Below are 24404 nucleotides of genomic sequence, written 5' to 3' on the forward strand. Positions count from 1 at the left end.
CCCGAGCAGAAGTGGGCGGAACGATGCTTGGATCGACTCACGGCACCCTCACCACCGACTTCCGCGCCCGGGTGGTGGCCTGCGGCGAGGAACCGCACGCCGCCGTCCACAGCACGACGGCCGCCGCGGAGGGCGTCCTCGACGTCAGCGGCCGGCCGCTGCACGCGGCCGTGCCGGACCTGGACCGGTTCTTCCGGCCGGAGTCCGTGGCCGTCGTCGGCGCGTCCGACGCCGAGGGGCGGCCCAACACCGGAATCACCCGGCAGCTGATCGACTGGGCCGAGCGGGTCGGGGCGCGGCTGTATCCCGTGCACCCCACGCGGGAGTCCGTGTTCGGGCGGCCCTGCTCCCCCTCCGTCGCGAAGCTGCCGGAACGGGTCGACCTGGCGGTGCTGCTGGTCGGTGACCCGCTCCCGGTGATCGAGGAACTCGCGCAGGCCGAGGTGCGGTTCGCCGTCGCCTTCGCCTCCGGGTTCGCCGAGACCGGCGAGGAGGGCGCCGCCGCCCAGGAGCGGCTGGCCGAGGCGGTGGCCCGGTCCGGGCTGCGGCTGCTCGGGCCGAACACCAACCTCAACGCCTTCGAGCGGTTCCGGGACGACCTCGACGGACCGGCGATCGCGCTGATCACCCAGTCCGGCCACCAGGGCCGCCCCGTCTTCACCCTCCAGGAACTGGGCGTGCGGCTCTCGCACTGGGCGCCCACGGGCAACGAGGCGGACCTGGAGACCGCCGACTTCATCTCGTACTTCTCGCAGCGCCCGGAGGTCGGGGCCATCGCCTGTTACGTGGAGGGGCTCAAGGACGGGCGCTCCTTCCTGCTGGCCGCGGACCGGGCGGCACGGGCCGGGGTTCCGGTCGTGGCGGTCAAGGTGGGGCGTACGGAGGCGGGGGCCAGGACCGCCGCGTCGCACACCGGCAAGCTGACCGGCGCCGACCAGGTGGTGGACGCGGCGATGCGGCAGTTCGGCGTGATCCGGGTGGACGGGCTCGACGAGCTCCAGGACACCTCGGCCCTGCTCGCCCGCGCGCGCAGGCCGCAGGCCGAGGGGGTCGTGGTGTACTCGATCTCGGGCGGCACGGGCGCGCACTTCGCGGACCTGGCGACCGGGGCCGGGCTGAGCCTGCCCACCCTGTCCGAGGCCAAGCAGCGCGAACTGCACGAGTGGATCCCCGACTACCTGAACGTGGCGAACCCGGTCGACAACGGCGGCCATCCGGTGGGCGACTGGCGCGGCCGGAAGATCATCGACGCGATCCTCGCCGACCCCGGTGTCGGGGTGCTGATCTGTCCGATCACCGGCCCCTTCCCACCGATGAGCGACCGGCTCGCGCAGGACCTGGTGGACGCCGCGGAGAGCACGGACAAGCTGGTGTGCGTGGTGTGGGGGTCGCCCGTCGGCACGGAGGAGGCGTACCGCACGACGCTGCTCGGCTCCTCCCGCGTCGCCACCTTCCGCACCTTCGGCAACTGCATCACCGCCGTACGGGCCTATCTGGAGCACCACCGCTTCGCGGCCTCCTACCGCTCCCCCTTCGACGAGGCGCCCCGCACGCCCTCGCCCTCGTTCCGCAAGGCGCAGGCGCTGATGCGGCCGGGCCGCCAGCTGAGCGAGCACGCGGCGAAGCAGCTGCTGCGGGCGTACGGGATACGGGTGCCGCGCGAGCAGTTGGTGACCAGCGCCGCGGCGTCCGTCCGGGCCGCGGGGCTGGTCGGCTACCCGGTCGTCATGAAGGCGTCCGGCGCCCGGCTCGCCCACAAGACCGAGCTGGGCCTGGTCAAGGTCGGGCTCACCTCCGCGAGCCAGGTCCGCGACGCGTACCGCGAACTGACCGACATCGCGCGCTTCGAGAACATCGAGCTGGACGGGATCCTGGTCTGCCAGATGGTCGAACGGGGCGTCGAGATGATGGTCGGCGTCACGCACGACGCGCTGTTCGGGCCGACGGTGACGGTCGGGCTCGGCGGTGTACTGGTCGAGGTGCTGCACGACGCGGCGGTGCGGGTGCCGCCGTTCGGCGAGGACCAGGCGCGGTCGATGCTGGCCGAACTGCGCGGCCGGGCCCTGCTGGAGGGCGTGCGCGGCGGGCCCCCGGCGGACGTGGACGCACTCGTCGAGGTCGTGCTGCGGGTGCAGCGGATGGCGTTGGAGCTGGGCGACGACCTCGCCGAGCTGGACATCAACCCGCTGATGGTGCTGGGGCGCGGTCAGGGCGCGGTGGCGCTGGACGCGCTCGCCGTCTGCCGCTGACCGGCCCCACCGCCGCCACCGAACGCCCCGACCGAAACCGTCCCGTCCGTCCCGTCGTCCGTCCAGGAGCTGCCCCATGCCGTCCTCCCCCGAAGACACCACCGAGTCCGCCGGGTCCCCCGACCCGCTCGACCCATTGGTACTCCACGCCACTGACAACGGCGTCCTCCTGATCACGCTCAATCGCCCCGAAGCGATGAACGCCATAACCCCTGACCAGCGGGAACGCGTCATCTCGCTGCTTTTTGAGGCGTCCGCGGACCCGGCGGTCCGGGCCGTCGTCCTCACCGCCACCGGCCGCGGCTTCTGCGCGGGCGCCGACCTGCGCGGCGCCGCGACGACCGGGGAGCGGGTGCCGGGCGACGTGGCCCGTACGATCCGGCTCGGCGCGCAGCGGCTGATCGCGGCGGTGCTGGACTGCGAGAAGCCGGTCGTCGCGGCCGTCAACGGCACCGCGGCCGGGCTCGGCGCCCATCTCGCGTTCGCCTGCGACCTGGTGCTGGCCGCCGAGTCGGCGAAGTTCATCGAGGTGTTCGTGCGCCGCGGCCTGGTGCCGGACGCCGGCGGCGCGTATCTGCTGCCCCGGCTGATCGGCCCGCAGCGCGCCAAGGAGCTGATGTTCTTCGGCGATTCGCTGCCGGCGGCGGAGGCGGAACGGCTGGGCCTGGTCAACCGGGTCGTGCCGGACGGGGAGTTGGCGAAGACCGCCCAGGCGTGGGCCCGGCGGCTGGCCGACGGCCCGACCCGGGCCATCGCCCTCGCCAAGCAGCTCGTCAACGCCTCCCTGGACGCCGACCGCACGACGGCGTTCGCCGCCGAGGCCATGGCCCAGGAGATCAACATGACGACACGGGACGCCAACGAGGGCGTGGCGGCCTTCGTGGAACGCCGGGCCCCGGAGTACCGGGGGCTCTGAGACGTACGGGGCGTACGGGGCGTGCTCGCGGCGCCCCGCGGCTCACACGGGCGACAGCCCGCCGGTGTCCAGGTCCAGGTTGCCCGAGCCCTCGGCACAGCCGAGTTCGTCGACCCGGTCCTCGATCTGCCGGCGGACGACCCGGGCCGCCCGTTCGTGGTCCCGGGTCGGTGTCACGGGCTCGATGATCCCCTCGATGACCTGGACCCGGTCCCCGCGGATCCGCTGCACCGCGAACTTCGGAGCGCGTTCGGAATCGATGCCCCGGCTGCAGTCGGGCGCACTGGTCATCCGGTGTCTCCTCCCGTTCATTGGCTCGATCGACTCAGCGTAGCGGTCCGCGACGGGGCGTGTTCGCGGTGTGCGGGCTCAGCCCGAGGCCGTGCGGCTGAGGGTTTCCCAGGCGAGGTACTGCTCGGTGCGGGACCGGTCCATCTCCTGGACCATGTCGAAGGACCGGCTGCCGAGGATCAGGCGGAGCGGCGGGTCCGGCAGGGCGGCCAGTTCCAGGAGTGCGGGGGCCGCCTCCCTCGGGTCGGGTCCCGCGTCGTCGCCCCACATCTCCGCCAGGCGGGCGCGCAACTCCTCGTAGGCGGGGTCGGGTTCGGTCGTCGTGGTGCCCCTCGTGAAGAGCCCCGTGGCATAGCCGCCCATCTGGACGACGGTGACCTTGATGCCGAACTGCTCGACCTCCATAGCCAGCGCCTCGCTGACCGAGCCGAGCGCCGCCTTGCCGGCGCCGTAGAACCCGACCGAGGCCATGCCGCCGCCGCTGCCCATCGACGTGATCTGCAGGAGGCGGCCGGAGCCCCGTGCCCGCAGGTGCGGGACCACGGCCTGGGCGACCCAGACCGCGCCGAAGAAGTTGACGTCGAGGTGGTCCCGGATCTGCTGCTCGGTGGCCTCCTCCACCATGCCGTACAGCATTCCGCCGGCGTTGTTGACCACCACGTCGAGGCCGCCGAAGGCCGCCGCCGCGCGGTCCACGGTCTCGAACACGGCCCGGCGGTCGGAGACGTCGAGGGACAGCGCGAGGAAGTCGTCCGGGTGCTTCTCCGCGAGGTCGGCGAGCGGGCCGATGTCGCGCGCGGCGGCCACGACCCGGTCCCCGGCGGACAGGGCGGCCTCGGTGAAGGCGCGCCCCAGGCCGCGGGAGGCGCCGGTGATGAACCACGTCCTGGTGTTCGGCACGGGGCCGCTCCTTCGTCCGTGACCGGCACCGCGTTCCGTTTCCGGTGTTCCGCGGCGTCCGGCCCTGAGCATTAACGAGACGGAACGTTCCGTCTCGTTTAGGACCTTACCCCATCCCCGCACCCCGCGCCGGCCCGCTCCGGACCGGGCCCGGTCCGGGAACCGTGACTTTCGGCAGTGCCGGGACGCCCCCGGTCTGCGTACCGTCGTCCGGGTGGACAGAACGACGATCATCGGCGCGGCCGGGCGGGCCGCCACCCGGGGCGGTCTGCTGACCGTCGCGGCGGCGGCCTGTGTCGGGCTGAGCGCCGTCAGCCCGTGGTGGGCGCTGCCCGCCGCCGTGGCCGCCCTCCTCGCCGGGCGGGAGCCGGGCAGGACCGGGTCCGCGCTGCTCGCGCTGGTCGCGCTCCTCGCGGGCGGGGTGGTGGCGGTGGCCCTGGTGCCCTCCTGGCTGCTGATGGCGGGGCGGTTCGTCGCCGTGGTGGCGGTGGCCGCGGTGCTGCCGTGGTTCGTGGGGCGCTTCTGGCGCCAGTACCAGGAACTCGCCCGGGCGGGCTGGGAGCGGGCCGCCCGGCTGGAGCGCGAACAGCAGCTGGTCGCCGAGCAGGCGCGGTCCCGGGAGCGGGCCCGGATCGCCCGGGACATGCACGACGTCCTCGGGCACGACCTCAGCCTCATCGCGCTGTCGGCCGGGGCCCTCAAGCTGGCCCCCGGGCTCGACGACGCGCACCGGACGGCGGCCGGGGAGATCCGGTCCCGCGCCGCCTCGTCGGTGGAGCGGCTCGGCGAGGTGATCGGGCTGCTGCGCGAGGAGGCCGACGACGAACCGCCGGGCCCGCCCGGCACCGGCATCCCCCGGCTGGTCGAGGAGGCCGCGGCGGCAGGTCTCGCGGTGGACCTGCGGGTGGAGGGGGACGCGGACGCCGCGCCCCCGACCGCCGCGCGGGCCGCCCACCGGGTCGTCCAGGAGGCCCTGACCAACGCGGCCAAGCACGCGCCGGGGGCCCGGGTGGAGGTGCGGGTGGCGCACACCGCCGGGGGGACGACGGTCCGGGTGGAGAACGGGCCCCCGCCCGTCCCGGTCCGCGCCGGGGACGCCCCCGGCACCGGGCGGGGGCTGATCGGGCTCGACGAGCGGGTGCGGCTGGCGGGCGGCACGTTCGGGCACGGCCCGTACGGGGGCGGCTTCGCGGTCACCGCGCGGATTCCGCACACCCCGCCCGCCCACCGGCCGCCCGCCGCGTCCCCGGTCCCGTCGTCGGCCGCCGCCCCGGTCCTGTCGCCGGAGCACCGGTACGCCCGCAGCCGGGTCCGCCGGGCGCTGGTCCTCGCGGTCGTGCTGCCCCTGGTGGTGTGGGGGGTGCTGAGCGCCGCGCTGATGGCCTGGGACGTCCACTCGGCCCGGCAGTCCGTGCTGAACCCGGGGGACTACGCACGGCTGCGGGTGGGACAGGATCGGGAGGCGGTCCGGCGGCTGCTGCCCGACCGGGAGACCAGGCAGCGGCCGGTGGCCGGGGAACCGAAGGGAAAGGGCATCACATGCGCGTACTACGCGATGACGGCGGACCGTTTCGACGACCGGTCGGGGGACTCCTACCGGCTCTGTTTCCGGGACGGCCGGCTGATGTCCAAGGAGGCCCTGGCCCCATGAGCCCGACCCGCGTTCCGGGGAGCGGCCGGTGATCCGGGTGCTGATCGCCGACGACGAGCCGATGATCCGCGCCGGGGTGCGCGCCGTGCTGTCCACCGACCCCGGCATCGAGGTCGTCGCCGAGGCCGCCGACGGGCGGGAGGCCGTGGAACTGGTGCATGCGCACCACCCGGCCGTCGCCGTGCTCGACATCCGGATGCCCCGGACGAACGGCATCGAGGCCGCGGCCGAGATCCGGCGCACCGCCCCGGGGACGGGGGTCGTGATGCTCACGACGTTCGGCGAGGACGACTACATCCTCCGGGCCCTGGGGGGCGGCGCCGCCGGCTTCCTGATCAAGTCGGGCGAGCCCGAGGAACTGATCGCGGGGGTGCGCGCGGTGGCCGACGGCGCCGCCTATCTGTCACCGAAGGTCGCGGCGCGGGTCGTCGCCCACCTCTCGGCCACCGGCGCGGGCACCCTGGCCGACCGCCGCACCGCCGCCCGGGAACGGGTCGCCGCGCTCACCGCCCGGGAACGCGACGTACTGGCCTTCCTCGGCAGCGGGCTGTCCAACGGGCAGATCGCCCGGCGGCTCCACGTGGTGGAGGGGACGGTCAAGGCGCATGTGAGTTCCATCCTGGCCCGGCTGGGCGTGGACAACCGGGCCGCCGCTGCGGTCGTCGCCCACGAGGCCGGAATCGTCGCGCCCGCGCAGCCGCCGTCCGATCGCTGACGCCGCCGTCCGGGCGAGCGGCAGGAACGCGAGCAGCACGGCCGCGACCACCGACGCCCCGAGGACCGCTCCGGCCAGCACGTCGTGCGGGTAGTGCGCCCCGACCATGACCCGCAGCAGCGCCGCCGCCGCGCCCACCGGCAGGGTGACGGCGGCCAGGCGCGGCCGCAGCACGGCCAGGCCCACCGCGAGGCCGACGGCCAGGGTGGCGTGGTTGCTCGGGAAGGACCAGTCGCCGGGCGGCGGGCACTCGGCGGCCGTCTCCGCGATGCGGTCGAGGGCCCGGCAGGGGCGTTCCTCGTCCACCGCCAGTTTCACGGCCTCGCTGACGGCGTACGCCAGCACGGTGCCGATGCCGGTGAGGACCGTACCGGCGGACACCCGGTCGTCCCGCCGTCGCACGGCGCTCCACCACACCCACACCAGCAGCAGGCCGAGGACCACCAGGGTGCCCTCGGTGGCCGCCTCCAGCACCGGCCCCGTCCAGGACGGGGCGTCGGCCACCGCCCCGGTGACCGAGCGGTACGCGGACGCCGAGGCGCCGCCCGTCACCTCCACGGCGCGGTCCGTGCCCAGGCCCCCGGGGGCGAGGCCCACGACGGCCGCCGCGCCCGCGCCCAGGACGGCGCAGGCGAGCAGGGGCCGGCCGGCGCGGTCGCCGGTCCCGGTACTGGTCCTGCTTCCGGTTTCTCGTCTCACTCGTCTCATGGGACGCGAACCTAGGAGCGGCGGGCGCGGGGCACCCGGGCCGAACGGCAGGTCCGACCCCTGACGAACGTCGGGGGTCCGGCCGGGAACCGGCCGCCGACGGCCGCCGGGGTCCGGTCACCGCCGGGTGAGCGCGTACCAGTCCGGCGCGTCCAATTCGCCGTACTCGCTGCCGAGTTCGAGCCGGTCCGGCGTACCGCCGATCCGCCACCCGTCGGGATGGTCCAAGCCGGGGCAGCCCTCGATCCGGATGCGGACGCGCTGGTCCCACGTCGTCGAATCGCCTGCCCCGTAGCTCCAGGTGCCCCGCCCCGAGCAGCGGTACTTCGCGGCGGTGGGCTCCGCGTCGTCCGCATCGGCCGAGTGGTGGTCCGTCAGCCCGTCGGCGTGTGCCGTGCCGTCGGCGGCCAGCCGCAACATACCGCCCTCGCCGTCGGCCCAGCTCCCGGACAGCACCGCCGTGTCGACCCGCGGCGGCCGGTACTCCGTGGCCAGCCCGGTGGCGAACGCTCCCGCACCGATCGCGAACACGGCCACCGCGACCACCGTGCCCCAGCCGAGGACGTGCCGGATCCTGCCCCCGCGCAGTGCGGTGCGGCGGGCCACGAGAGCGGCGGCCGTGAGCAGCACCGCGGCCACCAGCCAGCCCAGGGCCGACGGGCCGGGGCCGAGGTGCCGGGACGCGCCGAGGGCAGCGGCGCCCGCCGCGGCCACGACCGACGCGATCACCGGCACCCACCACCACACGTCACGGCCGGTGAACCGGGCCCCCGCCCAACGCGCCGCCGAGAGGGTGGGAAGCACCAGGAGCAGGCTCGCCACCAGGGCGAACGGGCCCCCGAAGCAGATCAGGAACGGCATGATCAACAGCACCGCCCCGGGGCCGTCCGGCGGACCGAAGGCCGGGGCGGCGAGCTCCACGAACCCGTTGATCTCCACACCGAGCACGGCCGCCATGTACAGCGTGCACGCGGACGCCAGGATCGGCCGCGCGGCCCACACCGTCGGCGCGTCACCGGACCCGGACGCGGGCGGGGACGTGGGCGCAGGAGCGGACTCGGGCGCAGACGCGGGTACGGGCGCAGACGCGGGTACGGACTCGGACACGGGACCGGGCTCGGACACGGGCTCGGGCGCGGGTGCCGTGGCGCCTTTCACCGGCCCGGTGCTTCCCGTCGGATCGGCGTCCTCCGTCGGCCCCGTGGTACCTCTCGGCCCGGCGCCCTCCGCCTCTGACATCGACATGCGCCTTCCCCCGTCCCTATCCCCGGCACTGCCTCCGGGCCGAGGATAGCCAGGCCCCCGAGCCCGGCATCCACCACCACCCCCTTCCAATCTGATGACCCGTCAGCTCTAATCGAGGGATGATGGGACACGCAGGCATGGCCGCCACCGCCCTCCGGTATCTCAGGTCCGTCGGCGCCGCCACCGGTACGGGACCGGCACCCGTCGACCCGCTGCCGCGCCCGGAGCTGCGGGCGGTCGCCGACGACGAGCACCCTCCCGTCGACCCGGCCGAATTCCGCCGCGTACTGGGCCACTTCGCCAGCGGGGTCACCGTCGTCACCGCACCCGCCCCGGACCGCGAGGAGGACCCGACGGGTTACGCCGGCGGGGTCACCGTCGTCACCGCGCCCGCCCCGGACGGCGAGGAGGGGCCGGCGGGCTTCGCCTGCCAGTCCTTCGCCTCGCTCTCCCTCGATCCGCCACTGGTCGCCTTCATGGTCGCCCGCACCTCGACGACCTGGCCGCGCATCGCCCGCGCCGGGGTCTTCTGCGTCAACGTCCTCGGAGCGAACCAGGGCGAGTTGTGCCGGGGCTTCGCGGTGAGCGGGGCGGACAAGTTCGCGGGGGTGGCGTACGGGGCCGCGCCGGTGACCGGGTCGCCGCTGCTGGATTCCGTACCGGCCTGGATCGACTGCCGCATCCACGCCGTCCACACCGGGGGCGACCACCTGATCGTCGTCGGCCGGGTGGAGGCGCTGGGGACGGCGGACGGGACGGGGCCGGAGGGGGACGGGCCGCTGCTGTTCCACCGGGGGACGTTCGGACGGTTCGGACCGCTCGGCGACTGAGCGCCCCGCCCCGGCGGACGGCCGCCCGACCCGCCGTCGCGGCCCCGGCGGACGGTCGTTCACCCCGCGGCCCCGTGCAGCAGCTCCCGCAGTCCCAGTGCCGCCGGAAGCGGGGCGGCGGGCAGCGCGACGTGCACGGTGCGGCACGGCGCGAGGTCGCCGAGCCGGCAGACGGAGAGTTCGGCGGGGACCGCCCATACGGCCAGCGAGGGGACCAGCGCGACTCCCAGCCCGGCGGCCGCGAAGCCGAACTTTCCGGTCCACTCGGCGATCCTGATCGTCCTCCTCGGCCTGAAACCGGCTCGGGCACACACCTCGGCGAGCAATGTGTGCCGGTCGGCGGACACGTCCTGGAGCCAGGTCTCGTCGCGCAGTTCGCGCAGGTCGACCGTCCCGGCCCCGGCCAGGCGGTGCGTGCGGGAAAGCACGACGAACAGTTCGTCCTCCAGCAGGACCTCGGTCGTGACGCCGTCGAAGGACGGCAGGCCGGCCGGGTAGTCGCTCACCACGGCCAGGTCGAGCGCCCCCTCCGCGAGGCCCCTCATCAGCGCACCGCTCCGCCCCTCGGTCGCGATGACCTCGACGTCCGGCGCGGACCGCGAGAACGCCCGCAACGCACCGGGGACCAAGGAGACGTTGGCCGTGGCGAACGCCCCCACCCGCAGCGTCCCGCCCCGCCCCGCGTGGATCGCGGCCATCTCGTGTTCCGCCCTCGACAGGCGGTCGAGCACCTCCACCGCGTGCCGGTGAAGCGCGTGCCCGGCCGGGGTCAACCGCACGCCCCGGGCGAGCCGTTCGAAGAGCGGGCCGCCCGCGCGTTTCTCCAGCGAGGCGATGCGCCGGGACACCGCGGACTGTGTATAGGCGAGTCGGGACGCGGCCTTCGTGAAGGACCCGGTCCCGGCCACGGTCACCAGCAGACGCAGCGCGTCGATCTCGAACACATTCCATCCAAGCATGGCTCGTATGCGATCCAGTCGCTGGTGGGATGCCCGGGGTCGCCCTAGCGTCGGGGAACGGGATCGGACGCCGCCGCCGGCCCCGTTCCGCCGGCATCCGACACCCCCGCGCACCCGAGGAAGAAACCCATGGCAGCAGCACCGAAACCCTTGTCGCCCGAAACCGTCGAACTGGCCTCCGCCCACCGACTCGGCGCCCTTGAGGCCACGTTCGTCCCCAAGCGCCTGAACAGACTGCTCTTCGCCCTCTACGTCTTCACGACGCTCAACCTCCTGGTGATGTTCGTGATACCCGGACTGCTGTTCCTCTGGTGGCTGCGCCGGACACCGGACTTCAGCCGGAAGCAGGCCGCCAAGCGTCTCCACCTGTTCGAGAACGGGCTGATCGTGAACCCGCAGTCCGGCGACGGCACGGTCGTCATCCGCTGGGACTCCGTGCGGCTCTACCAGGACATCACCCAGAAGATCGTCAACGGCATCCCGGGCCCCACCGAGTACGTCTACTCCGCGGTGGGCCGGGGCCTCGACAACGCGAGCATCACACACTTCTACGAAGGCCCCGAGATCTGGGGACCCCACATGCAGCAGTGCGTCCTGCGCGCCCAGGGTCCGATGGCCCTGCAATCGGCCCTGGAGGGCGGGACGGTCGACTTCGGGTACTTCTCGCTCTCCCGTACCGGCATCACCGCCAGGACGACGGGGCGCCTCCCCTGGTCCGAGGTCCGGGAGATCCGGATCGCGTCGGGCAGGGTCCTCGTCACGAGGACCGGCGGACCCACCGGATCCGGTGTCTGGTGCAACGCCGCGGTCAGCGACGTCGTGAACCTCCACGTCTTCCTGGCCGTCGCCGGGGAACTCTCCGCCGACGGCCGGGCGGCCTGAGACGCGGACCGCCCCGCCCGCCGTTCAGCCCGCGGCCGCGACCGCGTCCTCCGGTTCGCGGGACCGCCGGATCACCAGGGCCATCAGCGCCGCCGTCGCGCACAGCGCCCCCGACGCGTACCAGACCACGTCGTACGAGCCGAACGCGTCCCGCGCGACCCCGCCCAGGAACGCCACCAGCGCCGCGCCCACCTGGTGGGAGGCGAGGACCCAGCCGAAGACGATGGCGCTGTCCTTGCCGTACTGCTCCCGGCACAGGGCCAGCGTCGGCGGGACGGTGGCGACCCAGTCCAGGCCGTAGAAGACGATGAAGAACACCATCGGCGGCTGCACCGTCGGCGCCATCAGCATCGGCAGGAAGAGCAGCGAGATCCCGCGCAGCGCGTAGTAGACGGCGAGCAACCTGCGGGCGTCGAAGCGGTCGGTGAGCCAGCCGGAGAAGATCGTGCCGATGACGTCGAAGATCCCGATGACGGCGAGCAGCGAGGCCGCGGCGGTGATCGGCATGCCGTGGTCGTGGGCCGAGGGCACGAAGTGCGTACGGATCAGGCCGTTGGTGGAGGCGCCGCAGATCGCGAACGTCCCGGCCAGCAGCCAGAACGGTCCGGTGCGCGCCGCGTCGACCAGGACGCGCACGGCCCGTCCCGCCGCGCCCCGTTCGGGCGCGGGCTTCTCCACGTACACACCGCCGTACGGGGCGAGGCCCACGTCGGCCGGGTGGTCGCGCAGCAGGAGCCAGACGAACGGGACGACGACCAGGGCCGCGAGCCCCACGGTCACCGAGGCCGGGCGCCAGCCGTGCTCGGAGACGATCCAGGCGCACAGCGGCAGGAAGACCAGCTGGCCGGAGGCACCCGCGGCGGTGAGGATGCCGGTGACCAGGCCGCGCCGGGCCACGAACCAGCGGTTGGTCACGGTGGCGGAGAACGCCAGCGCCATGGAGCCGGTGCCGAGGCCGACGAGCAGGCCCCAGTAGATCATCAGCTGCCAGGAGGCGGTCATCCAGACACTGGCCAGCGCCCCGGCCGCCACCGCGCCGAGCGCGACGACGACCACCCTGCGGATGCCGAAGCGGTCCATCAGCGCGGCGGCGAACGGCGCGGTCAGCCCGTACAGCGCCATGTCGATGGAGACGGCGAGCCCGATCTCCCCCCGCGACCAGCCGAATTCCGTGTGGAGCGGGTCGATGAGGAGGCCGGGCAGGGAGTTGAAGGCGGCGCCGCCGATGATCGTCACGAAGGTGACGACGGCGACGATCCAGGCGCGGTGGACACGCCGGCGGGCGGGGCGGCGGGGAGCGTCGAGGGCCGTCCGCCGGTCACCGTTCCGGTCGTCGTCCCGGTCGTCGTCCCGCCCGTGGTGCCGGGTGCCGTCCCTGGTGCCGTCCCGGTCGGCGGGGCTTTCCGTTGTCTGGGTCACGTCACCCAGCATCCGGTCGGGCGCGCACCGCCACGAGTGGCCGGAGGGACATGGTTCGCAGGAATCGGGCCACGAGATCGTCGCCTTCCCGGCCGACGGGGTGGGCCGGTGGGGCGGGGCCGTGTGCGCGTACGATCGCCAGTCGGCCGACGAGCCGGGCCCGCCGGCCTCGTCGCGCGCCGATCCGGGGGATTCCATGCAGTGGGCGGCACGTCAGCACTTCCATCACCGTTCCGCACTGATGCAGGCCTGGGGCTGTGCACTGCTGCTCGCCGCCTGTGTCCTGTGGGTCTGGCTGGGCTTCCTGCTGGCGGACTCGGAGGGCGCGTACTGCTACGGGGGCATGTCGGTGTGCAGGGTGGAGAGCGACGTACCGAAGCAGCTGACCCTGCTGGGGATCTCCGCGCCCCTGTCCGTCCTCGGTGCGGGGCTGCTGGTCGCCGGCAGTGTGCGCAGGCAGACCAGCGCCCATGTCTTCGAGGTCATCGAGATGCAGAAGTCCGAGGAGCGCAGCCGGGAGAAGGGGAAGTAGCCAGGGCCGTCACCGCCCAGGCGAACCCCGCCCCCACCGCGTACCAGAACAGGTCGGGCGCGTTGAAGGTCGAGCCGAGCACCAGCCGCGCCACCGCGCTGTGGCGGGCGAGGTCCGCCGGTGCCCCGGTCAGCTGCAGCAGCTCCACCGCCCAGCTGAACGCCAGGGCCGCCCCTGCCCGGACGACCGGCCGTGCGCCGGGCGCGATCACGGCGACCAGGGCGCAGATCAGCACGGTGTAGAGCGCGTCCCCGGCGTACTTGGCGAAGTCGCCGTCCGCGAACGCCCTGACCCCCAGCCCGGCGAGGACGGTCAGCCCCGCACCCCCGGCCGCGACCGCGCGGGCGCGTGCGCGCCGAGCCGTGCGGGGCTCCCCCGCCACCGTGTCCTCGTGCATCTTCCCGCTCCCCTTCCGTCCCACCGCGGCGTGCCCTCGGCAGACCTCGGCGCACATGCTTCCGGTTCCGTCCCCGGGAACGTGACGAGGGGGGTGCACGGGAACGTCGCGCCGGGAATGCACGGGTGCGCCGTCGGCCTTGTCTTCCCGTGAGTGACGCACAACGGCTTGTGGTCTATACCAAGTAGGTCTATACCAGCTAGGACGAGGTGAAGGGAGCCCGCCCATGCCGCCCATGCCACCCACGCCGCACCGGATCGCCGTCCTGGCCCTCGACGGGCTGCTCCCCTTCGAGCTGGGCATCCCGCAGCGGATCTTCGGCCGCTCGTTCGGCCTCGAAGCCCACGACAAGGGCCGCAGCCTGTACGAGGTCGTGACCTGCTCCGCACGCGCGCCGGGCCCGATCCGTACCGACGCGGACTTCACGATCACCGTCGAGCACGGCCCGGAGGCCCTGGCCACCGCCGACACGGTCGTGATCCCCGCCAGTTACGAACTCGGCCCCGTCTACACGGAGGGCCGGCTCACCGACGAGCTCGCCGCCGCGCTCGCGCACGTCCGGCCGGGCACCCGGATGGTCTCCATCTGCACGGGCGGCTACGTGCTGGCCGCCGCCGGGTACCTCGACGGGCGGCCCGCCACCACCCACTGGTGGCACGCCGACCACTTCCAGCAGCTCTTCCCGAAGGTGCGGGTCGATCCGGACGTCCTGTTCATCGACGACGGGGACGTCCTGACCTCCGCCGGGGTCGCCGCCGGGATCGACCTCTGCCTGCACATCGTGCGCCGCGACCACGGCACCGCCGTCGCCAACGACGTCGCCCGCCGCACGGTCGTGCCCCCGCACCGGGACGGCGGGCAGGCGCAGTACATCCGGCGCCCCGTGCCCGACGACCGGTTCGCGACCACGACCACCGCGCGCACCTGGGCGCTCGGGCGGCTGGAGCGGCCGATCATGCTGCGCGACATGGCGCAGCAGGAGTCGATGAGCGTGCGGACGTTCACCCGCCGGTTCCGGGAGGAGGTCGGGGTCAGCCCCGTCCAGTGGCTGACCCGGCAGCGGGTCGAACGGGCCCGGCAGCTGCTGGAGTCGACGGACCTGTCGATCGACCAGGTGGCGCGGGACGCGGGCTTCGGCACGTCCACGTCGCTGCGCCAGCACCTCCAGGCGGCGCTGGGGGTGTCCCCGACGGTGTACCGGCGCACGTTCCGGGCCGGACGGGTCTGAGGTCCGAAAGCTCCGGACCGTACGGGTCCGAGGACCGGACGCCCCGGACCGTACGGGTACGAGGACCGGCGGGGGCCTTCGACGAGTTCCGGGCCTTCGTTCCGGGCCTTCGTTCCAAGCCTTCGGAAGGTCCCCGCGAGCGGTCAGAACACCAGCACGCCCCGTGCCACCCGGCCGTTGCGCGCGTCGTCCGCCGCCCCGGCGAAGTCCTCCACCGGGTAGGTGCGGGTGACGAGTTCGTCCAGGAGCAGCCTGCCCTCCCGGTACAGGTCCGCGTAGAGCGCGATGTCCCGTTGCGGGCGCGAGGAGCCGTACCGGCAGCCCAGGATCGACTTGTCCAGGTACATCGACGAGACGAGGAACGAGGCCTCGGCCGTCGCGGCCGGGACGCCCAGCAGGACCGCCTGGCCGTGCCGGTCCAGCAGGTCGACGGCGGCCCGGATCAGTTCCGTGCGGCCGACGCACTCGAAGGCGTGGTCGGCGCCGTGGGGCAGGATCTCCCGCACCCCGTCGGCCGACGTCAGGAAGTGGGTGGCGCCGAACCGCCGGGCGGTCTCCTCCTTCTCCGGGTTGCTGTCGACGGCGACGATCGTCAGGGCGCCCGCGATCCGGGCGCCCTGGATCACGTTGAGCCCGATGCCGCCGGTGCCGATCACCACGACCGTGTCGCCCCGGTCCACCTTCGCCCGGTTGAGCACGGCGCCGACCCCCGTCAGCACCCCGCAGCCGATCAGGGCCGCGGAGGCGAGCGGCAGGTCCTTCGGGATCCTCACCGCCTGCACGGCCCTGACCAGGGTCCGTTCGGCGAAGGCCGAGTTGGAGGCGAACTGGTACAGCGGCTTCCCGTGCCGGGAGAAAGGCTGCCCCGGCATCCCGATCGCCTTGCGGCACATGGTCGGCCTGCCCCGGTCGCACTGGGCGCAGGCCCCGCAGTTGGCGAGCGTGGACAGCGACACGTGGTCGCCGGGCGCCACGTGGGAGACGCCCGCGCCGACCGCCTCGACCACGCCCGCGCCCTCGTGCCCGAGCACCACCGGCGCCGGGAACGGGATCGTCCCGTCGATCACGGACAGGTCGCTGTGGCACAGTCCGGCCGCGGCCACCGCCACCAGCACCTCGCCGGGGCCCGGCCCGCGTATCTCCAGGTCGTCGACGACCTCGGTCCGGATGCCGTCGAAGACGACGCCTCTCATCCCGTCTCCCTCGGTAGGCCGAGCACCCGCTCGGCGATGATGTTCCGCTGGATCTCGTCCGAGCCGCCGTAGATGGTGTCGGACCGGCTGAACAGGAACAGCCGCTGCGCCTCGTCGAGTTCGTACGGCGCCTTCGCCGACCAGTCGGCCGGACCGACGGCGCCCGCCGCACCCCTGACCGCCACGGCCAGTTCGCCCAGGCGCCTGTGCCAGCCGCCCCACAGCAGCTTCGCCACGCTGGGCGCGCCGGGGCCGTCCGCGGTGCCCAGGGTGCACAGGGCGTTCCAGCGCATGGCCCTGAGCTCCGCCCACTGGCGGACGAGGCGTTCGCGCAGCACCGGGTCGGTGACGGCGCCGTTGCCGACGGCGGCCCGGACCACCCGGTCGAGCTCGGCGGCGAACCCGATCTGCTGGACGAGCGTGGAGACGCCGCGTTCCAGGGCGAGCAGCCCCATGGCGACCCGCCAGCCGTTGCCCTCGCCGCCGACGCACTCCTCGGCGTGCGCCCCGTCGAAGAAGACCTCGTTGAACTCGCTGGTCCCGGACATCTGCCGGATCGGCCGCACCTCGATCCGGCCCGGCTGGTCCATCGGCACGAGCAGGAACGACAGTCCGTGGTGGCGCCGCGAGCCGGGGGTGGTGCGGGCCAGCACGAAGCACCAGTCGGCCTCCCGCGCCAGCGACGTCCAGATCTTCTGCCCGGTGACGCGGTGGCCGCCGGCGGCGGTGTCGGGCACCGCGACGGTCCGCACCGCGGCGAGGTCCGAGCCGGCGCCCGGTTCGCTGTATCCCTGGCACCAGAGCTGCTCGCCCCGGGCGACGGCGGGCAGGAAGCGGCTCCGCTGCTCCGGGCTGCCGTGCGCGATCAGGGTCGGGGCGAGGAGGTTCTCGCCGATGTGGCCGACCCGGGCGGGGGCGGCGGCGCGGGCGTACTCCTCGGCCCAGACGACCTGCTGGGTGAGGGTGGCGTGCCGGTTGCCGTGGCCGGTGGCGCGGTCGTCCCAGCCGAGGCCGATCCAGCCGGCCCGGCCCAGCTCGCGCTCCCAGGCCCGGCGGACCGCGAAGCCCTCGTGCTCGCTGCCGGGGCCGCCGGTGCCGGCCGCCGCCGCGTACTCGCCGACCAGGTGCGCCGCCAGCCAGCCGCGGGCCTCCTCGCGGAACGCGGTGTCCTCGGGGCCGAAGTCGAAGTCCACGGTGCCTCCCTGCCGTTGCCGCCGGTACCGCCGTTGTCACCGGTGCCGGTTCCGCTGCTGCCGCCGGTACTGCTTTTGCCGCCGTCACCGCGACCGTCGTTGCCGCCGATACCGCTGCCGCGAGCGTCGTTGTCGCCGGTTCCGCTGCCACGAACGCCGTTGTCGCCGGTACCACTGCCGCCTCCGTCGCTGTTCGGGGAGCGGGCCGTCAGGCGTTCGGCCTCGTCCCGGCCTTCGCCGCGGCGGCCATCTCCTCCAGTCGCGCCAGCATCGGCATCGGGTCCGTGCCCACCGTCCCCGGCAGGAAGTCCGCGATCCGTTCCGGGGTCCACGCCCCCTCCACGTAACCCGCCCGCAGCTCCCGCGGCTGGGCCCAGACCGCGATCTTCGGGCCCGCGACCGTGTACACCTGGCCGGTGATGCCCTCCTTGCGGGCCCGGTCGCCGAGCAGGTAGACGACGAACGCGGCCACGTCCTCCGGCTCGCCGATCTCCTTGAGCTCCATGGGCACGCCGGCGGACATCCGGGTCCGGGCGACCGGGGCGACGGCGTTGGCCGTGACGCCGTACTTGTGCAGGCCGAGCGCCGCGCTGCGCACCAGCGAGATGATCCCGCCCTTCGCGGCGCTGTAGTTCGCCTGGGCGACGCTGCCCTGGTGGTTGCCGCTGGTGAAGCCGATCAGCGTGCCGCCGCCCTCCTGCTTCCGCATCACCGCCGAGGCGGCCCGGAAGACGGTGAAGGTGCCCTTGAGGTGGGTGGCGACCACCGGGTCCCACTCCTCCTCGGACATGTTGAACAGCATCCGCTCCCGCAGGATGCCGGCCACGCACACGACCCCGTCGACGCGCCCGTACCGGGTGAGCGCCGTGTCCACGACCCGCTGCCCGCCCGCCATCGTGGAGATGTCGTCGGCCACGGCCACCGCCTCGCCGCCCGCCGCCACGATCTCCTCGACGACGGACTCGGCCACCTCGCTGCTCGGCTCGCCGCCCCCGACGGACACCCCGTAGTCGTTGACGACGACCCGCGCCCCGTCGGCCGCCGCCGCGAGCGCGACCGCCCGCCCGATGCCGCGCCCGGCCCCCGTCACGGCGACCACCTTGCCTGCCAAGAAGTTCCCCACGCCCGGCCCCTTCCCGCGGTTTCTGACGGACCGTTAGATTTTATGGGCCATCAGGTCCACGAGCACAAGCCCCGGGAGGCACCGTGTCACTGCCGGCCGAGTTCCACGAGATCGCCGGGCGGGTCAACAACTGGGGCCGCTGGGGCGCCGACGACGAGATCGGGACGCTCAACCTGATCACCGACGCCGTCGTGCGCGAGGCGGCCGCCACCGTCCGCAGCGGGCTGCGCGTCCCGCTCGCCCTCCCCCTCGGGCAGGACGGCGTGCAGAGCGGACTGGTCCCCGGGCGGATCAACCCGGTGCACACCATGGTCCAGATCAACCAGGAGCTCTTCGGCCCCGGCACCGTCGCCACCAGCGACGACATGGCGGTCCTGAGCCTGCAGACGGCCACCCACTGGGACGCCCTGACCCACGCCTCGCACTCGGGGAGGATCTACAACGGCCGCCCGGCCGACACGATCACCCCGCACGAGGGCGCCCGGTTCGGCGGGATCGACAAGGCGGCGCACGTCGTCTCGCGCGGGGTGCTGCTCGACGTGGCCCGCGCGCACGGCACGGACCGGCTGCCCGGCGACCACGCCGTCACCCCGGAGGACCTGGAGGCGGCGGAGGAACTGGCGGGCGTCCGGGTCCGGGCGGGCGACATCGTGCTCGTACGGACCGGGCAGATGCAGGTCCTCCTGACGGGCGACCGGGGCGCGTACGCCTACCCGTCGCCCGGCCTCTCGGTCCGTACGCCCGAGTGGTTCCACGCGCGCGACGTCGCGGCCGTCGCCAACGACACCCTGACCTTCGAGATCTTCCCCCCGGAGATCGACGACCTGTGGCTGGGGGTGCACGCGCTGGACCTGGTCGAGATGGGCATGATCCAGGGCCAGAACTGGAACCTGGAGGAGTTGTCCACAGCCTGTGCGCAGGAGCGGCGGTACGCCTTCCTGCTCTCCGCGATGCCGGAACCGTTCACGGGCGCGACCGGCACCCCGGTCGCGCCCGTCGCCGTCCTCTGAACGGCACGCCCCACGGGCGGCCACGCGCTCCGGGCCGCACCGGTCCGCACGGAGGGGCCGTCACCGCGCGGACTGCCCGCCCCCGGGGCCGCGCTCCTGGACGAGGATCGCGGCCTGCACCCGGGAGCGCAGCCCCAACTTGGCCAGGATGTGCGAGACATGGGACTTCACGGTCGTCTCGCCGATGTAGAGCCGTCGGGCGATCTGCTGGTTCGACAGCCCCTCGCCCAGGCACTCGAACACGTCCCGCTCGCGGTCGGTGAGCTGCTCCAGCCCTTCGGGCCGGGGCTGCACGGGAGCGGCGGAACCGGCGAACCTCGAAATCACCCGCCGGGTGATCTGCGGCGCCAGCACGCCGTCGCCCCGCGCCACCAGCCGCACCGCCTCCACCAGCCGCAGGGCCTCCACGGACTTGATCAGGAAGCCCGCGGCCCCGGCCCGCAGCGCGGCGTAGACGTACTCGTCGAGGTCGAAGGTGGTCAGGACGAGCACCTGGCAGACGCCCTCCGAGACCAGGACGCGGGTGGCCTCGATGCCGCCGCCGGGCATGCGGATGTCCATCAGCACCACGTCGGGCCGCAGCTCCCGCGCCATCCGCACCGCGCCGTTGCCGTCGGCGGCCTCGCCGACCACCTCGATGCCGTCGGCCCGGCCCAGTACGAGCACCAGACCCGACCGCACCGCCGCGTGGTCGTCGGCGACCAGAACCCTCACACTCATGTTCCCTCTCCTCCCAGCGGGAGTACGGCGTGGACCCGCCAGCGATCGCCGACCGGTTCCGCCGAGACCGTTCCCCCGATCGCCACCGCGCGCTCGTGCATGTTGAGCAGGCCGATGCCGGCACCGGGCAGGCCGGACATCCCCTCACCCGCCAGCTCGTTGACGATCTCCACGTACAGGTCGCCGCCCTCGGGGCGCACGGTGACCCAGGCACGGGCCCCCGCCGCGTGCTTGGCCGCGTTGGTCAGCGCCTCCTGCACGATCCGGTAGGCGGCCAGGTCCACGGAGGCGGGCAGCCCGTGCAGCGGGCCGTCCCCCGGGCCGCCCGCCGGACCGTCCTGCGCCCCGGCGGTCACGGTGACGTCCAGCCCGGCGGCACGCGCCGATTCGAGCAGGGCGTCCAGTTCGGCCAGGCGGGCGGGCGCGGTGCGGGAGGCCCGCTCCCCCTCGGTGTCCTGGCCCCGGAGCAGCTCGATCATGGCCCGCATCTCGCGCAGCGCGTCCACGCTGTTCTTCCGGATGGTGCGGAGCACCTCGTCGACGGCCGCCCGGTCCTCGCCCATCGTCCCCACCGCGTCCGACTGGATGGCGATGGCGGAGAGGTGACCGGCGATCACGTCGTGCAGCTCCCGCGCCATCCGGGCCCGCTCCTCCGCCACGGCAGTGCGCCGGTCGAGCTCGGCGATGGTGGCCTGCTGCTCCGCCCGGGACCGCTCCGCCTCCGCCACGTCCCGCTCCTGACGCACCGTCATCGCCCACCAGACCGGGACGAACACGATGGTGAGCATCAGCATGACCAGCAGCACGACGACCTGCCAGTCGCGCACCACCGACAGCAGGGCCGTCGTGAACGCCACCATCAGCGCGATGACGGTGCGCACGAGCATCCGGGAGGCGTACCGGGAGGCGTGCAGGGTGGCGCTGTAGAGCAGCTCCGACAGCACCAGCAGCATGGAGATGCTGAAGCCCATCAGCACGTCGATCGCGCCGAGGAACAGACCGGCGCCGAGCGCGGACATCGGCAGCCGCCTGCGGACCAGCACGGCGACGCAGGCACCGCCGAGCGGGATCAGCCGCCAGCCGACGGGCACGTCCCACGGGGCGAGGGTGTGCACGTCGCGGAAGAACGGATACCAGCCGACGGCGTAGAGGGCGGCGCCCACCACGAACAGTCCGACGGCGGGCAGGACGTCCTTCCGCCCGAAGCGGGAAATCCTGTTCCGCGAGACGCCGGGAGCTGTCATGCGGTCATGAAATCACAAGGACCGGTGGGGAGTTCGGGCCGGAAACGAGAGCCGTTCCACCATCGGCGCCGGGCGTGCAATGACAGGACGACCCTCATCTCCGGACAGCTCCCTTGTAAAGCCCGTACAGCACCTCCAGCACACCCAGCGCCATCAATACGACACCGAGCTTGGTCAGGGTGACGACGGGCGTCTCTATTTCTCCGGTGAACTGCCAGAGCACCAGTCCGACGACGAAGGTGACACCGCCGCCGACCAGCGCCTTCATGGTTGGATTCATCTCATACCCCTCTGCCCCTCGATGGCCGAATTCCCTTTTCGCGCCTCGTCCTCGAACGCGGCAGGAAATGGTTCCTCAACCGCTCCGGGACGCACGACCGCCCCCGCACCCGACAGGCGGGGAGTCTTCCCTTTCTTTCCTCGCTCCGATTTGCCCGGCGTGAATCCCTTCCAGCCCCTCCGCAGGACACCCGCATGGCGACGTCGCAGGAAATGGCCGGGCCGAGCGGTACCGGGGCGCGGGCCGGCACTGCGGCCACGACAACCGGTTCGGGATCACCCGGCAGGACGACGTGAACGCCTTCGCCGGCCGCACCCGTGACCGGCAGGAGATCCATGTGGGCCCCGTCCGCGCCACGGACGGGGCGTACGGGCCCCGCTGCCCCGCCGCCCCCGATCGACGGTTCGATCCTTCCATCGGCGGACGCGTACGGCACCCTACGAAAGGAGGAGACCCCCTCACCGGGCGGAACGCACGTCGGGACGGGGGTACGCGGACGTTCTCCGCAGGCCGGGGCCAGGACCGGGGCCGGGGCCAGGACCGGGGCCAGGGCCGCGGCCCGGCGCGGCCCCTCGCCGCAGCCGCCGCGGCCCCGTGGGCCGGGTTCCCGCAGCGGCGGCCGCCGTTCGACAACGGCACACGGCCCCGCCCCGGGACACTGCTTTAACCTTTATGCACCTCGGGTGACGGTGCGCGGGGGCTGATACGCCGAGCGGTCCGCGCCGCCCGCTTCCTGGGCCCCGTGCGCGCCCAGCGCGCCGTGGGCACCCGGCGCGTTCTGGAATCCCGCGTTCGCGGGCGCGCCCTGTGCGGTCCTCGTGGACGGGCCGCCCGGTCCGGCCCGGTGCACCGGCACGACCTGGATCACCGGAGCGCCGCGGTCCACCTCGCACCAGATGCGCTTGCCCGCGCCCTCCGGCTGCCAGCCCCAGCGGTCGGCGAGGCCGTCGACCAGCTCCAGGCCCCGGCCGTTGGTGTCCTCGCCCTCGGCGTGCCGCTGCTGCGGCGGACGGCAGCTGGCGTCGGCCACCTCGACCCGCACGGTCCCGGACCCGCCCGCCGAACCGAACAGCATGCGCAGCACGGCCGGGCACCCGGTGTGGACCACCGCGTTGGTGACCAGCTCCGAGATCAGCAGGATGAGCGTCTCCGCCAGCGGCTCGTCGTCCCGTATCCCGGACCCGATCAGCCTCGACCGCGCCCATCTACGGGCCCGCCCGACCTCCGCGGGATCCGGCCCGACTTCCAGCTGAACCTGAAGCACCTGCACCGCTCACACCATCCGAACCGGCGGACACATCGCCTCGCGCCTCCTCGGGGTCACGGAACGTGACTCCCCTACGAGACAGCATGGTTGACGTACAGTCACCGCAACAAGCGCTTCGGGCATATTCCAGCGCGAAGGAGTACGCGTGGTGCATACTGTGCGACGCACGTTGCGGGGAGTCGAACAAAAGCCTGAGCGGGGTGCCGGAATCGCCTTCCGGGCAGGCCCCGAGCCTCTGTGCGAAATACGAGCAGCGCACCGGAGGCGGACCGGGGCCGCCGCACGGGCCGCCCCCGGATCACCCGGTTCCAGTTGCTGTCGCATCCATCGGAGCGTACCCGAGCACGGCGCCGACTCCGTCCCGTGACGAATCATGGAGGGGGCACGCATCCGGGCCCGCGCCCGTCGACTGCGCTGCGTGACTCCGCAGCGTGAAGCTCGCACCCCGGCCTGCCGGGCCCGTGCGGCCCGCGGCCACCCGCGCCGGGACCGCGCGGGAACCGCCCGGCCTCAGCGCAGATCCGCCGCGAGAACCTCCTCGGCCGCCTCCGCCGTCATCCACTGCCCGGCCCGCAGCCAGGCCCGTTTGAGATGGAGATGGACGTCGGACTCCCAGGTGAAGCCCATGCCGCCGTGCACCTGGAGGCAGTCGCGGGCGTTGCGGACCGCGGCCTCGTCGGCGAGCAGCTTGGCTCCCGCGATCTCCACCGGGTCCGCCGTCACGGCCGCCGCGTACACGGCGGAACGGGCGAGCTCGGCGCGGACCAGCATCTCCGCGCACAGGTGTTTGACCGCCTGGAAGGACCCGATCGGCGAACCGAACTGCTCGCGCTCACCGGCGTGTTGAACGGCCATGTCGGTCGTGCGCGCGGCGCTTCCGAGCTGTTCGGCAGCAGCCAGGAGCGCCCCCTCCGCCCGTAACCGCCCCCCGTCCGACAACTGTTCCCCGGTCTCCGGAGGATTCGTCACCCGCCGCAGCGGTGTGAACGGATCGAGCGACCGTACGGGAACGGCGGACTCCCGCACCCGGCCGACGTCCCGCAGCACGCCCGCCCCCTCGCTCCCCAGTACGAGCAGCGCGTCGGCCCCGTCCAGGTGTGCCACCGGCAGGCCCGGTTCCCGCACCGTCACCACCGCCTCGCCCTCCGCCGCGCCCTTCACCGCGCCGGCCGCGAGCTGGGTGGCGATCAGGGGCCCCGGCAGCAGCGCGGCCCCCGCCTCCTCGAAGAGGAGGACCGATTCCGGCAGCCCGAGCCCGACGCCCCCCTCCGCCTCCGGCAGCCGCAGCGCGAAGAACCCCGCCCGCGCGAGCTCCCGCCACAGCGTCCGGTCGAGTCCCGCACCGGCGTCGAGGGCGGCCCGCATCCGGTCCCTGCCGAAGCGTCCGGCGAGCAGTTCCCGCACCCCCGCCCGCAGGGCCCGCTGGTCGTCCGAGAGCTGGAAGTCCATGCC

The 24404-nt window shown here is 73.7% G+C and carries 23 protein-coding genes and 1 pseudogene; 9 read left to right on the forward strand and 15 right to left on the reverse strand.

Annotation, left to right across the window (positions count from 1 at the left end; genetic code table 11):
* Positions 1–23: 23 nt before the first annotated feature.
* Complete coding sequence (locus ABZZ04_RS02810) at positions 24–2249, forward strand: acetate--CoA ligase family protein (protein WP_356930389.1); 2226 nt, start codon at positions 24–26, stop codon at positions 2247–2249.
* Between the two features lie 76 nt (positions 2250–2325).
* Positions 2326–3165 (forward strand): enoyl-CoA hydratase-related protein, encoded by an 840-nt coding sequence (locus tag ABZZ04_RS02815; protein WP_356930390.1) that lies wholly within the window; start codon positions 2326–2328, stop codon positions 3163–3165.
* A 42-nt stretch (positions 3166–3207) separates the two neighbouring features.
* On the opposite strand, the gene ABZZ04_RS02820 is transcribed toward ABZZ04_RS02815, so the two are convergent.
* Positions 3208–3456 carry a hypothetical protein gene (locus ABZZ04_RS02820; RefSeq protein WP_356930391.1) on the reverse strand — a complete coding sequence of 83 codons (249 nt, stop codon included), beginning with the start codon at positions 3454–3456 and terminating at the stop codon, positions 3208–3210.
* 78 nt (positions 3457–3534) lie between these two features.
* Positions 3535–4356: an SDR family NAD(P)-dependent oxidoreductase gene (locus ABZZ04_RS02825; RefSeq protein ID WP_356930392.1), complete on the reverse strand. Its 822-nt coding sequence runs from the start codon at positions 4354–4356 to the stop codon at positions 3535–3537.
* A 214-nt stretch (positions 4357–4570) separates the two neighbouring features.
* Here ABZZ04_RS02825 and ABZZ04_RS02830 point away from each other — a divergent pair, with 214 nt between their 5' ends.
* Positions 4571–6007, forward strand: a complete 1437-nt coding sequence (locus ABZZ04_RS02830) for a histidine kinase (protein ID WP_356930393.1) — start codon at positions 4571–4573, stop codon at positions 6005–6007.
* Between the two features lie 28 nt (positions 6008–6035).
* Positions 6036–6722 (forward strand): response regulator transcription factor, encoded by a 687-nt coding sequence (locus ABZZ04_RS02835; RefSeq protein ID WP_356930394.1) that lies wholly within the window; start codon positions 6036–6038, stop codon positions 6720–6722.
* A gap of 42 nt (positions 6723–6764) precedes the next feature.
* On the opposite strand, the pseudogene ABZZ04_RS02840 reads toward ABZZ04_RS02835, so the two are convergent.
* Together ABZZ04_RS02840 and ABZZ04_RS02845 are read right to left on the reverse strand one after the other, a co-directional pair.
* Positions 6765–7430, reverse strand: a pseudogene (locus ABZZ04_RS02840) (phosphatase PAP2 family protein); the annotation flags it as partial.
* A 117-nt stretch (positions 7431–7547) separates the two neighbouring features.
* The gene (locus ABZZ04_RS02845) at positions 7548–8387 is read right to left on the reverse strand and encodes a hypothetical protein (RefSeq protein WP_356930395.1); all 840 of its coding nucleotides are present in this window, start codon (positions 8385–8387) and stop codon (positions 7548–7550) included.
* Positions 8388–8812: 425 nt separating this feature from the next.
* Here ABZZ04_RS02845 and ABZZ04_RS02850 point away from each other — a divergent pair, with 425 nt between their 5' ends.
* Positions 8813–9505 (forward strand): flavin reductase family protein, encoded by a 693-nt coding sequence (locus ABZZ04_RS02850; protein WP_356930649.1) that lies wholly within the window; start codon positions 8813–8815, stop codon positions 9503–9505.
* A 59-nt stretch (positions 9506–9564) separates the two neighbouring features.
* On the opposite strand, the gene ABZZ04_RS02855 is transcribed toward ABZZ04_RS02850, so the two are convergent.
* Complete coding sequence (locus tag ABZZ04_RS02855; RefSeq protein ID WP_356930650.1) at positions 9565–10449, reverse strand: LysR family transcriptional regulator; 885 nt, start codon at positions 10447–10449, stop codon at positions 9565–9567.
* Between the two features lie 144 nt (positions 10450–10593).
* On the opposite strand from ABZZ04_RS02855, the gene ABZZ04_RS02860 reads away from it, so the two are divergent.
* The gene (locus ABZZ04_RS02860) at positions 10594–11346 is read left to right on the forward strand and encodes a DUF6585 family protein (RefSeq protein ID WP_356930396.1); all 753 of its coding nucleotides are present in this window, start codon (positions 10594–10596) and stop codon (positions 11344–11346) included.
* Between the two features lie 24 nt (positions 11347–11370).
* Here the strand turns inward: ABZZ04_RS02860 and ABZZ04_RS02865 are convergent, their stop codons facing one another.
* On the reverse strand, positions 11371–12765 hold the full coding sequence (locus ABZZ04_RS02865; protein ID WP_356930397.1) for an MFS transporter: 1395 nt from the start codon (positions 12763–12765) through the stop codon (positions 11371–11373).
* A gap of 121 nt (positions 12766–12886) precedes the next feature.
* On the opposite strand from ABZZ04_RS02865, the gene ABZZ04_RS02870 reads away from it, so the two are divergent.
* The gene (locus tag ABZZ04_RS02870; protein WP_356930398.1) at positions 12887–13297 is read left to right on the forward strand and encodes a hypothetical protein; all 411 of its coding nucleotides are present in this window, start codon (positions 12887–12889) and stop codon (positions 13295–13297) included.
* On the opposite strand, the gene ABZZ04_RS02875 is transcribed toward ABZZ04_RS02870, so the two are convergent.
* Positions 13248–13694, reverse strand: a complete 447-nt coding sequence (locus ABZZ04_RS02875) for a DUF2809 domain-containing protein (protein ID WP_356930399.1) — start codon at positions 13692–13694, stop codon at positions 13248–13250. The two genes, ABZZ04_RS02870 and ABZZ04_RS02875, sit on opposite strands and share 50 nt — an antisense overlap.
* Positions 13695–13920: 226 nt before the next feature.
* Between ABZZ04_RS02875 and ABZZ04_RS02880 the strand changes: the two genes are divergently transcribed.
* Positions 13921–14922 (forward strand): helix-turn-helix domain-containing protein, encoded by a 1002-nt coding sequence (locus ABZZ04_RS02880; RefSeq protein WP_356930400.1) that lies wholly within the window; start codon positions 13921–13923, stop codon positions 14920–14922.
* A gap of 143 nt (positions 14923–15065) precedes the next feature.
* Here ABZZ04_RS02880 and ABZZ04_RS02885 read toward each other — a convergent pair whose 3' ends face one another.
* The 3 genes from ABZZ04_RS02885 to ABZZ04_RS02895 form a co-directional block, all read right to left on the reverse strand.
* Positions 15066–16115 (reverse strand): Zn-dependent alcohol dehydrogenase, encoded by a 1050-nt coding sequence (locus ABZZ04_RS02885; RefSeq protein WP_356930401.1) that lies wholly within the window; start codon positions 16113–16115, stop codon positions 15066–15068.
* Positions 16112–17308: an acyl-CoA dehydrogenase family protein gene (locus ABZZ04_RS02890; protein ID WP_356930402.1), complete on the reverse strand. Its 1197-nt coding sequence runs from the start codon at positions 17306–17308 to the stop codon at positions 16112–16114. The genes ABZZ04_RS02885 and ABZZ04_RS02890 overlap by 4 nt, the downstream gene beginning before the upstream one ends.
* Positions 17309–17516: 208 nt before the next feature.
* Entirely contained in the window at positions 17517–18431 is a 915-nt protein-coding gene (locus ABZZ04_RS02895; RefSeq protein WP_356930403.1) for an SDR family oxidoreductase, read from the reverse strand.
* An 83-nt stretch (positions 18432–18514) separates the two neighbouring features.
* On the opposite strand from ABZZ04_RS02895, the gene ABZZ04_RS02900 reads away from it, so the two are divergent.
* A complete protein-coding gene (locus tag ABZZ04_RS02900) occupies positions 18515–19441 on the forward strand; it encodes a cyclase family protein (protein WP_356930404.1) in 927 nt (308 codons plus the stop codon).
* Between the two features lie 60 nt (positions 19442–19501).
* Here the strand turns inward: ABZZ04_RS02900 and ABZZ04_RS02905 are convergent, their stop codons facing one another.
* From ABZZ04_RS02905 to ABZZ04_RS02925, 5 genes are all read right to left on the reverse strand, one after another.
* Positions 19502–20161 (reverse strand): response regulator transcription factor, encoded by a 660-nt coding sequence (locus ABZZ04_RS02905; protein ID WP_356930405.1) that lies wholly within the window; start codon positions 20159–20161, stop codon positions 19502–19504.
* Positions 20158–21405 carry a histidine kinase gene (locus ABZZ04_RS02910; protein ID WP_356930406.1) on the reverse strand — a complete coding sequence of 416 codons (1248 nt, stop codon included), beginning with the start codon at positions 21403–21405 and terminating at the stop codon, positions 20158–20160. Before ABZZ04_RS02910 ends, ABZZ04_RS02905 begins: the two co-directional genes overlap by 4 nt.
* A gap of 94 nt (positions 21406–21499) precedes the next feature.
* Positions 21500–21685 (reverse strand): DUF5708 family protein, encoded by a 186-nt coding sequence (locus tag ABZZ04_RS02915; protein WP_356930407.1) that lies wholly within the window; start codon positions 21683–21685, stop codon positions 21500–21502.
* Positions 21686–22355: 670 nt separating this feature from the next.
* Positions 22356–22955, reverse strand: a complete 600-nt coding sequence (locus tag ABZZ04_RS02920) for an ATP-binding protein (protein ID WP_356930408.1) — start codon at positions 22953–22955, stop codon at positions 22356–22358.
* A gap of 507 nt (positions 22956–23462) precedes the next feature.
* A complete protein-coding gene (locus ABZZ04_RS02925) occupies positions 23463–24401 on the reverse strand; it encodes an acyl-CoA dehydrogenase family protein (protein ID WP_356930409.1) in 939 nt (312 codons plus the stop codon).
* Between the last annotated feature and the right edge of the window lie 3 nt (positions 24402–24404).

The sequence above is a fragment of the Streptomyces sp. NPDC006435 genome (assembly GCF_040612315.1).
In the GTDB taxonomy this organism is placed as follows: domain Bacteria; phylum Actinomycetota; class Actinomycetes; order Streptomycetales; family Streptomycetaceae; genus Streptomyces.